Source organism: Frigoribacterium sp. Leaf164, assembly GCF_001423665.1.
Lineage (GTDB): Bacteria > Actinomycetota > Actinomycetes > Actinomycetales > Microbacteriaceae > Frigoribacterium > Frigoribacterium endophyticum.
Map to the genome: position 1 here is coordinate 102,101 of NZ_LMOX01000003.1, position 10,396 is coordinate 112,496.

General features: G+C 73.0%; 7 protein-coding genes. 5 read left to right on the plus strand and 2 right to left on the minus strand.

The genetic code is table 11. The annotated features are described in order from the left end of the window. Entirely contained in the window at positions 1-2,409 is a 2,409-nt protein-coding gene (locus ASF82_RS08495) for a phosphoketolase (RefSeq protein ID WP_056056323.1), read from the plus strand. Positions 2,410-2,455: 46 nt separating this feature from the next. On the opposite strand, the gene ASF82_RS08500 is transcribed toward ASF82_RS08495, so the two are convergent. Beyond that, entirely contained in the window at positions 2,456-3,658 is a 1,203-nt protein-coding gene (locus ASF82_RS08500; protein ID WP_056056326.1) for an FAD-binding domain-containing protein, read from the minus strand. A gap of 79 nt (positions 3,659-3,737) precedes the next feature. Between ASF82_RS08500 and ASF82_RS08505 the strand changes: the two genes are divergently transcribed. Next, complete coding sequence (locus ASF82_RS08505; protein ID WP_056056327.1) at positions 3,738-4,013, plus strand: Rho termination factor N-terminal domain-containing protein; 276 nt, start codon at positions 3,738-3,740, stop codon at positions 4,011-4,013. 24 nt (positions 4,014-4,037) lie between these two features. On the opposite strand, the gene ASF82_RS08510 is transcribed toward ASF82_RS08505, so the two are convergent. Next, on the minus strand, positions 4,038-5,018 hold the full coding sequence (locus tag ASF82_RS08510) for a Ku protein (protein ID WP_056056329.1): 981 nt from the start codon (positions 5,016-5,018) through the stop codon (positions 4,038-4,040). Between the two features lie 92 nt (positions 5,019-5,110). On the opposite strand from ASF82_RS08510, the gene ASF82_RS08515 reads away from it, so the two are divergent. The 3 genes from ASF82_RS08515 to ASF82_RS08525 all read left to right on the plus strand — a co-directional run bounded on the left by ASF82_RS08515 (position 5,111) and on the right by ASF82_RS08525 (position 10,269). Then, the gene (locus ASF82_RS08515; protein ID WP_056056330.1) at positions 5,111-5,998 is read left to right on the plus strand and encodes an SDR family oxidoreductase; all 888 of its coding nucleotides are present in this window, start codon (positions 5,111-5,113) and stop codon (positions 5,996-5,998) included. Positions 5,999-6,065: 67 nt separating this feature from the next. Beyond that, complete coding sequence (locus ASF82_RS08520; protein WP_056056332.1) at positions 6,066-8,732, plus strand: ATP-dependent DNA ligase; 2,667 nt, start codon at positions 6,066-6,068, stop codon at positions 8,730-8,732. A 106-nt stretch (positions 8,733-8,838) separates the two neighbouring features. Then, a complete protein-coding gene (locus ASF82_RS08525) occupies positions 8,839-10,269 on the plus strand; it encodes an MFS transporter (RefSeq protein WP_056056334.1) in 1,431 nt (476 codons plus the stop codon). Positions 10,270-10,396: the final 127 nt, after the last annotated feature.

The window sequence follows — 10,396 nt, forward strand, 5'->3', positions numbered from 1 at the left end:
ATGAGCGACCACAGCGCGTCCCCCGCCGCCCCCGCGAGCCCCGCCACGCCCGACGAGCTCGAGCTCGTCGACGCGTGGTGGCGGGCGGCCAACTACCTCACGGTGGGCCAGATCTACCTCCGCGAGAACCCCCTGCTGACCCGCCCGATCGCGCGCGACGACATCAAGCCGCGCCTGCTCGGGCACTGGGGCACCTCCCCCGCGCTGAGCCTCGTCTACGCGCACCTCAACCGGGTCATCCGCCGCGACGACCGCGACCTGCTCTACGTCTGCGGCCCCGGCCACGGCGGGCCCGCGATGGTCGCCAACACCTGGCTCGAGGGCACCTACAGCGAGCTCTTCCCGGACGTCAGCCTCGACGAGACCGGCATGCAGCGGCTCTTCCGGCAGTTCAGCTCCCCCGGCGGCATCCCCTCCCACGCCGCGCCGGAGACGCCCGGCTCGATCAACGAGGGCGGCGAGCTCGGCTACTCGCTGAGCCACGCCTACGGCTCCGTGCTCGACGACCCCGACCTCGTCGCCGTGTGCGTGATCGGCGACGGCGAGGCCGAGACGGGCCCGCTGGCGACCAGCTGGCACGCGAACAAGCTGCTCGACGCCGTCCACGACGGCGCCGTGCTGCCGATCCTCAACCTCAACGGCTACAAGATCGCCAACCCGACGATCCTCGCGCGCATCCCCGAGGGCGAGCTGCTCGAGCTGTTCCGCGGCTACGGCTACCAGCCGATCGTCGTCTCGGGCGGTTTCGACGGCGAGGACCCGATGGTGGTGCACCGCCAGATGGCGGCGGCGCTCGACGAGTCCTTCCGGCGCATCGACGAGATCCAGCGGGAGGCGCGCTCCGGCGACGGCGTCGAGCGCCCGCGCTGGCCCATGATCGTCCTGCGCAGCCCCAAGGGCTGGACGGGCCCGAGGGAGGTCGACGGGAAGAAGGTCGAGGGCACCTGGCGTGCCCACCAGGTGCCGCTGAGCGGGGTCCGCGAGAACGACGAGCACCGGGAGCAGCTCGACGCCTGGATGCGCTCGTACGGCGCGGAGGGGCTCTTCGACGAGTCGGGAGCGCCGGCCGCGTTCCTCGACGCGCTGCGCCCCCGGGGCGAGAAGCGGATGAGCGCGATCCCGGTCTCGAACGGCGGCCTCGTGCGCCGTGACCTGTCGCTCACCGACCACCGCGCGCACGCCGTCGAGACGAGCGACGACCGCCGCACCACCGCCGAGGCGACCCGCGTGCTCGGCCGCTGGCTGGCCGACGTCGTCCGTGACAACCCCGAGACCTTCCGGCTCTTCGGGCCCGACGAGACGGTGTCGAACCGCCTCGACCCGGTGTTCGACGTCACCGACCGGGTCTGGGCCGCCGACATCGAGGCGGACGACGAGCACGTCGCGCGGAGCGGCCGCGTGATGGAGGTGCTCAGCGAGCACCTCCTGCACGGCCTGATGGAGGGCTACCTGCTCACGGGGCGCCACGGCCTGCTCAACACCTACGAGGCGTTCGTGCACATCGTCGACTCGATGTTCAACCAGCACGCCAAGTGGCTCGAGAGCGCCGCCGAGATCGAGTGGCGCGCCCCGATCTCGGGCTTCACCTACCTGCTCTCGTCGCACGTCTGGCGACAGGACCACAACGGCTTCTCGCACCAGGACCCGGGCTTCCTCGACGTGGTCGTCAACAAGCAGGCGCACCTCGTGCGGATCTACCTGGCGCCCGACGCGAACACGCTGCTGGCCGTGGCCGACCACGCCCTCCGCACCACCGACGTCGTGAACGTCATCGTGGCGGGCAAGCAGGAGGCGCCCGCGTGGCTCTCCCTGGCGGAGGCGGAGGCGCACGTCGCCGCCGGGGCCGGCATCTGGGAGTGGGCGGGCACGGAGGGCACGCCGGTCGAGGGGGTCGACCCCGACGTCGTGCTCGCGTGCGCCGGCGACGTGCCCACGCTGGAGACCGTCGCCGCCGCCGACATCCTGAAGGAGCGACTCCCCCAGCTCGTCACACGGGTCGTGAACGTCGTGGACCTGATGCGCCTGCAGGACGTGCGGGAGCACTCGCACGGGCTCACGAGCGACGACTTCGACGCCTTGTTCACGACGTCCGCGCCGGTCGTCTTCGACTTCCACGGCTACCCGTCGCTCGTGCACCAGCTGACCTACCGGCGCACGAACCACGACTCGCTGCACGTGCGCGGGTTCCAGGAGAAGGGCACGACCACGACGCCCTTCGACATGGCGATGCTCAACGACATCGACAGGTTCCGGCTCGTGCTCGACGTGCTGCACCGCGTGCCCGGCCTCGCCGACGAGCACCCCGAGCTCGTCGCCGAGTTCGAGGCGAAGCGCGAGGAGGCGCGGGCCTACGCCTACGAGCACGGCGAGGACCTGCCCGAGGTCGTCGAGTGGGAGTTCGGCCGCTAGCGGCCCGGGGCGCCCGGGTCGCGGGCGCCCCTGACCCAGGCTCTGCTCAGAGCTGACGCACCAGTGCCGGGATCCGTTCGCGGAACGGGAAGAAGCCGCGGGCGGCGTGGGGCCAGGCGGTGCCGTCCCACCGGCGGCGGACCGTCACGAGGGCGATGCCCTCGGCGTCGAGCACGGGGCGCAGCGCCTCCAGTCGCTCAGCGACGGGCCCGACCGGGGCGAACGGCACGACGACCGTGTCGAGGCCCTCGGCCCTCGCCCAGCTCAGCACCGTCGCGGGCGCCGCGTCGGTGAGGACCCGGGCCGGGCGCCCGCTCGCGTCCGGCGTGCGCGCCGCGGCGTCGGCCACGGCCCCGGCCGTGAAGGCGGCGACGACGGGTGAGACCCCCGAGGGGGACCGCGCACCGGCGTCGGCGCTCACGGCCGTGGCCAGGAGCGTGTGGACGAGGTCGGGCCGCTCGGCGAGCAGGCTGCCGGCCTCGAGGTCCTCCTCGTGCAGCAGCAGTCCGACCCGGTCGCCGACCCGCCCCACGACGTCAGCCGGGTCGACGGGGGTCCGGGCCGGCAGCGCCTCCTCGTCGAGGGCGCGGGCCGTCGTGGCCAGGCCGGCCGGCGAGAAGCGGCCGTCGGTGAACCGCGAGATGTTCGAGGCCGTCGCGAGGTACGTCTTGCCCCGCGTCTGCAGCCCGGCGACCCAGCGCCACGAGAGCGTGTTCGAGGCGGCGTCGCCGTCGAGCAGGTGCCGGTGGAAGAAGTCGGCGCCGAGCTGCCAGGGCAGGCCGAGCGTGAACACCCAGATGCTCGCGAACCACATGCGCGTGTGGTTGTGGAGGTAGCCGGTGTCGACCAGCTCGCGCACCCAGGCGTCCATCGCGTCGATGCCCGACCGCCCCTCGACGGCGTCGTGGTGGCCCGGGGGGAGGTCGCCCGCCGTGAGCTGGGCGACGTCGTGACGGTACCGCCGCCAGACCTCGGGGTTCTGCTCCAGCCACCCCTTCCAGTACGTGCGCCAGAACACCTCCTGGACGAACTTCTCGGCGGCCCCGAGGCCGGTGTGGGCCAGGACGGCCTCGACGACCTCCTGCTCGGTCACGAGGCGGTGGCGCAGGTACGGCGACAGCCCGGAGACGTTGCTCCGGGAGGGCCCGTCGTCGTGGTTGCGGTCTCGGGCGTAGGCGGCGCCGGCGCGGGGGACGAAGTCCTCCAGTGCGTCGAGGCCGGCGGCTCTGGTGGGGGTGGGGGTGGGCACGGGCCCATCATGCGCCCCGCGGGGTGGGCGACGCCGGGGCGGCGGGACAGCGCGGCCGACGCGGCGTACCGTCACGGGCATGCCGAAGGACGAGACACCCCCGCAGCTGAAGAACCCGGACATGTACGAGGCCCTGCGCGAGGAGGGCAACTCCAAGGAGAAGTCGGCGCGGATCTCCAACGCGGCCGCGCAGGAGGGGCGCAGCGAGGAGGAGGTCGCGGCGAAGGGCGGCCGGTCGGGGTCGTACGACGACTGGACCGTCGACGACCTCCGCGGGCGCGCGAAGGAGCTGGGGCTCAGGGGGTACAGCGACCTGAAGAAGGACGAGCTGATCGAGATGCTGCGCGACCACTGAGGTCGGGGCGACGGCCCCGACGGGTCAGCTGGCCTTCTTCGTCGCCGCGGCCTTCTTCGCCGGAGCCTTCTTCGCGGGAGCCTTCTTCGAGGGTGCCTTCTTCGCAGGCGCCTTCTTCGCGGCCGCCTTCTCGGCCGGGGCCTTCCCGCTCGCCGACCCCGCGCCTCCGGTGCGCTTCTTCGCGGGGGCGCGTGACGACCCCGCCGACCGGCTGCGCTCGACCGACTGACGCAGCGCCTCCATCAGGTCGATGACCTCGCCGTCCGACCCGCCGTCGCCCTCGTCGTCGTCGTCGCTGCGGCCGAAGGTCGCGTCGGTGTCGAGCGACTCGCCCTCCTCGAGCTTGGCGTCGATGAGCTTGCGCAGCTCCTCCTGGTAGTCGTCCTCGAACTGCGACGGGTCGAAGTCGTCGCCGAGCGACTCGACGAGCGAGCCCGACATGTCGAGCTCCTTCGAGCTGATCCGCACCGTCTGGTCGAGCACCGGGAAGCGCGCCTCGCGCACCTCGTCGTCCCAGAGCAGCGTCTGCAGCATCAGCACGTCGCCGCGCACGCGCAGGGCGGCGAGGCGGGTCTTCTGGCGCAGCGAGAAGTGCACGATCGCGGTGCGCTCGGTCTCCTCCAGCGTGCGCCGCAGCAGCACGTAGGCCTTGGGTGACGACGAGTCCGGCTCGAGGAAGTAGCTGCGGTCGAACATGATCGGGTCGAGCTGGTCGCTCGGCACGAACTCGAGCACGTCGATCTCGCGCGAGCGCTCCTCGGGCAGCGACTTCAGGTCGTCCTCCGTCAGCACGACCGTGCGGTCGCCGTCGTCGAAGGCCTTGTCGATGTGCTCGTAGTCGACGACCTTGCCGCAGATCTCGCAGCGTCGCTGGTAGCGGATCCTCCCGCCGTCGGCGTCGTGCACCTGGTGCAGCGAGACGTCGTGGTCCTCCGTGGCGCTGTAGAGCTTCACGGGCACGTTGACGAGCCCGAACGTGATCGCGCCCTTCCAGATCGATCGCATGGGGTCATCATGCCTCCGAACGCACCCCGAACGACCGGGTTCGGGGTACAACGGCCGAGCACGGGGAGGCGTGCGGGAGCACGGTGGACCGCATGAGCCAGTACGACAAGAAGAACCCCGTCGACCTCTACCCCGTCCCGCCCTTCCCCGAGCAGGAGCAGTCGCTGCCGGGCGAGGCGCGGCGGATGGACCCGAAGCCCGACCACGGCGAGACCAGCTACGTCGGCAAGGAGCGCCTCACCGGATACCGCGGCGTCGTCACCGGCGCCGACTCGGGCATCGGCCGCGCCGCCGCCATCGCGCTCAGCCGCGAGGGCGCCGACCTCGTGCTCAGCTACCTGCCCGACGAGCAGGCCGACGCCGAGGAGGTGCGCGACCTGCTCGAGGGCGAGGGCCGGAAGGCCGTGCTCTTCCCCGGCGACATCAGCGACGAGCAGTACTGCCACGACCTCGTGTCGAAGGCCGTCGAGGAGCTCGGCGGCCTCGACACGCTCGTGATGGTGGCCGGGCACCAGGAGAGCCACGAGGACATCCTCGAGATGACGACCGAGGGCATCGACCAGACGATCAAGACCAACGTCTACTCGCTCTTCTGGCTGACGCAGGCGGCGCTGCCGCACCTCGAGCCCGGCTCGGCGATCGTCACCACCGGGTCGATCCAGGGCACGCAGCCCTCCCCCGACAAGCTCGACTACGCCCTGACCAAGGGCGCCATCGGCGTGTTCACGGCGGGCCTCGCCCAGCAGCTCGCGCCGAAGGGCATCCGCGTCAACCAGGTCTCGCCCGGCCCGATCTGGACCCCGCTGCAGCCCGCCTCGCAGGACGCCGAGACCGTCTCCGAGTTCGGCATGCAGGCCCCGTACGGCCGCCCCGGCCAGCCCGCCGAGCTCGGTGCGGCGTACGTGCACCTCGTCAGCCCCGAGTCGAGCTACACGAGCGGCGCGACCATCACGATCGCGGGCGGCACCCCGGCCGTCTGACCGGCACCGCGCCTCCTGCCGGCCCGCCGTCCGCCCGTCGGACGGCGGGCCNACGAGGAGGCGCGCCATGGGCCCGAAGGGACGCGGCGAGCGCGTGCAGGTCGGCGGCCACAGGCTGCAGCTCACCAACCTCGACAAGGTCCTGTACCCCGCCACGGGCACGACCAAGGGCGACGTGCTCGGCTACTACGCCGCCGTCGCCGAGTGGATGCTGCCGCACGTCGAGGGCCGCCCGGCCACCCGGAAGCGCTGGGTGAACGGCGTCGACGGTCCGGTCTTCTTCGAGAAGAACCTGCCCGACTCGGCGCCGGAGTGGGTGGCGCGCCACGAGATCCAGCACAGCGACCACGCCAACGCGTACCCGCTCGTCAACGATCTCGCGACGCTGACCTGGCTCGGCCAGGTCGCCGCGCTCGAGGTGCACGTGCCGCAGTGGCGGTTCGGCCCGCGCGGCGCGCCGCGGAACCCCGACCGGCTCGTGCTCGACCTCGACCCGGGCGAGGGAGTCGGCCTCGCCGAGTGCGTCGAGGTCGCGCAACTGCTGCGGCCGCTCCTCGAGGGCATGGACCTCGAGCTCGTGCCGGTCACGAGCGGCAGCAAGGGGGTCCACCTCTACGCGCGGCTGGACGGCCGGCAGACGAGCGCCCAGGTCAGCGACGTCGCCCACAAGCTCGCCCGGGCCTTCGAGGCCGACCACCCCGACCTCGTCATCAGCACGATGGGCAAGGCCGACCGCCGCGGCAAGGTGCTGCTCGACTGGTCGCAGAACAACGGGAACAAGACCACCGTCGCGCCGTACTCGCTGCGCGGGCGCGAGCGGCCGACGGTCGCGACGCCGCGCACCTGGCGCGAGCTGGCGTCGAGGCAGCTGAGGCAGCTGGAGTACCCCGAGGTGCTGGCGCGCCTGCGGCGACGCGGCGACCCGCTGGCCGACGTGTCGAGCGGCACGCCCGTGCCGCCGGCGCGCTGGAGCTCAGAGGATCGCGAAGCGATCCCGCGACGCCAGCGCCGAGTGAGCGGAGCGAGCTCGGTTGATCAGCACGACGACATGCGCAACACGGAGTCGCCCGAGCACGATCCGTCGGGCGACGGCGAGACCCGCCAGCGCCACGACCGGCTCGCGACGTACCGCTCGATGCGCGACCCCGCGAAGACGCGGGAGCCCGTGCCCGCCGAGGCACCGCCGACGAGCGACGGCCGCAGCTTCGTCATCCAGGAGCACCACGCGAGCCGCCTGCACTGGGACTTCCGCCTCGAGCACGACGGCGTGCTCGTCAGCTGGGCGCTGCCGAAGGGCGAGCCCGACGACCCCGGCCAGAACCACCTCGCCGTCCAGACCGAGGACCACCCGCTCGAGTACGGCACCTTCGAGGGCACGATCGCGAAGGGCGAGTACGGCGCGGGCGAGGTCACCATCTGGGACTCCGGCACCTACGAGCTCGAGAAGTGGCGGGAGGGCAAGGAGGTCATCGCGGTGCTGCACGGCGAGCAGCGCGGCAGCCGGCGGGTCGCCCTCATCCACACCGGGCACGGCGGCGGGTCGGCCGAGAAGAACTGGCTGATCCACCGCATGGCCGACGACGCGGGAGGCGCGGGCGCCGACGGGCACGGCGGCCACGGCGGGCACGGCGGGCACGGCTCGACGGGGGTCGCCGCAGGGAAGAAGAAGAAGGGCCGGACGGTGATCGGCTCGGGGGCCGGCAGCGGGTCCGCCCGCTCGACCCGCGACTCCTCGGGGTCGTCGCCCTCGTCGAGCGGCCGCGGCGACGCGGGCGACCTCGAGCCCGTCTCCCCCATGCTCGCCGTCGCCGGCACCGCGGCCGACGTCGACGACGACTGGGCCTACGAGATGAAGTGGGACGGCATCCGCGCGGTCGCCGTCGTCCAGGACGACCGCGTCACCCTGACCAGCCGCAACGGCAACGACCTCACGCCCGCCTACCCGGAGCTGCAGGCGCTCGCCGACCTCGTCGACAGCGAGGGAGGCGCGGTGCTCGACGGCGAGGTCGTGGCCGTCGACGAGACCGGTCGCCCCGACTTCGGCCTGCTGCAGACGCGGATGGGCCTGACGAAGCCGCGCGAGGTCGAGGCCGCGGCGAAGGGCGCCCCCGTGCGCTACCTGCTCTTCGACGTGCTGCACGCCGAGGGCAGGTCGCTCGTGCGGCGGACCTACGACGAGCGCCGCGAGGTGCTCGAGCGCGTGGTGCGGCCGGACGGCGCGGTCGACGTGCCGGTCGTCTTCGACGGCGACCTGGAGGCGGCGATGCGGACGTCGCAGCGCCTCCGGCTGGAGGGGGTCGTGGCGAAGCGCCGCGACGCGGCCTACAGCCCCGGCCGGCGCTCGCGGGCCTGGATCAAGATGAAGCACCACGCGACGCAGGAGGTGGTGATCGCCGGGTGGCGGCCCGGCAACGGTCGCCGCGCCTCCGGGGTGGGCTCGCTGCTGATGGGCGTGCCGGGCGACGACGGGCTGACGTACGTGGGGCGCGTCGGCACGGGGTTCCGCGACCGCGACCTCGACGAGCTGCTCACCGAGTTCCGCCGCGTCGAGAGGAAGACCAGCCCGCTCGTCGGCGTGCCGACGGCCGACGCCCGTGACGCGCACTGGATCACGCCGTCGCGCGTCGGCGAGGTGTCGTTCGCGGAGTGGACGTCGACCGGGCGACTGCGGCAGCCGTCGTGGCGCGGCTGGCGACTCGACAAGTCGCCGGGCGACGTGGTGCGCGAGAGCTGACGCGGTCGAACCCGGCATCGGACATCGAACCCCGGCGTGCCCGGGTTCGATGTCCGATCGCGGGTTCGACCCTGCGGCTCAGACCCCGACAGAGGAGACTCGGGGCATGACAGACGCCCGCGGCCAGCGCATCGTCCTCGTGGTCGCGGTGCTCGCGTCGTTCGTGGCGTTCCTCGACGGATCGATCGTGACGGTCGCGCTGCCGGCCATCGCGGGCGAGCTCGGCGGCGACCTCACGCTGCAGCAGTGGGTCGTCGACGCGTACCTGCTGACGCTCGGCTCGCTGATGCTCGTGGCCGGCTCGCTCAGCGACACCTTCGGGCGCGTCCGGGTGCTGCGCGCCGGGCTCGTCGCCTTCGCCGCCACGAGCGTGCTCGCGGCCCTCGCCCCCGACCCCGGCCTGCTCATCACGGCCCGAGCGCTGCAGGGCGTGGCCGCGGCGCTCCTCGTGCCGAGCAGCCTGGCCCTGATCACCTCGACCTACAGCGGCCCCGAGCAGGGCCGCGCCATCGGCCGCTGGACGGCGTGGACCGGCGTCGCCTTCCTCGTCGGCCCGCTGACCGGCGGCGCCCTCGTCGACACGATCGGCTGGCGCTGGGTCTTCGGGGTGGTGGTGCTGCCGGTGGCGGTGACGCTGGTGCTCATGACGCGCCTCCCCGGCGACGCCCATCGCGGCACCCCCGACGCCCCCGCCCGCGTCGACGTGGTGGGCGCCGTGCTCGCGGCGGTCGGCCTCGCCGGGCCCGTGTTCGCGCTGATCGAGGGGCAGCGCGTCGGCTTCGGCACCTGGTTCGTGCTCGTGCCGCTCGTCGTCGGCCTCGTGGCCCTCGTGGCCTTCGTCGCCTGGGAGCGGCGCACGCCGCACCCGATGATGCCGCTCGACCTCTTCCGCACCCGCGAGTTCACCGTCGGCAACCTCGCCACGGTCGGGCTCTACGCGGCGCTCAACCTCGGCACGCTGACCATCCCGCTCGTCGTGCAGGAGCTCGCCGGCCTGTCGGCCACCGTCGCCGGGCTCGTCACCCTGCCGACGACGATCGTGTCGCTGCTCTTCTCCACCCTGTTCGGCACGCTCGCCGCGACGCACGGCCCCCGCCTGTTCATGACGGTCGGGCCGCTGATCACGGCGAGCGGGTTCCTCTGGATGCTGCTCGTCCGCGACCCGATCGACGTCTGGTGGCAGGTCGTGCCCGGCGTCGTGCTCTTCGGGTTCGGCCTCGCGGTGACGGTGGCGCCGCTGACCTCGGCAGTGCTGTCGCAGGTCTCGCCGGCCCGGTCGGGCATCGCCTCGGCGGTCAACAACGCGATCTCGCGCGTCGCCGGGCTCGTCGCCGTCGCGTTCCTCGGCGTGATCGCGGGAGGCGCGCTGACCGTCGACGGGTTCCACCGCGTCGTCGTCGTGGTCGCGGTGCTGCTCGTGGGGAGCGCCGCCGTGTCGTTCGTCGGTCTGCGGGGCTCGCGGGCGGGGGCGGGGTCGGGATCGGGGTCGAGTGGTCACGAACTGCGCTCTGACCGGGGTGCGAGCAGCAGTTCGTGACCACTCGCGGCGGCGCGCTAGCGTCGTCGGGTGCTCACCACCGACCGTCTCCTGCTGCGCCGCTGGCGCGACGCCGACCGCGCCCCGTTCGCGGCGATGAACGCCGACCCCGTCGTGATGGAGTTCT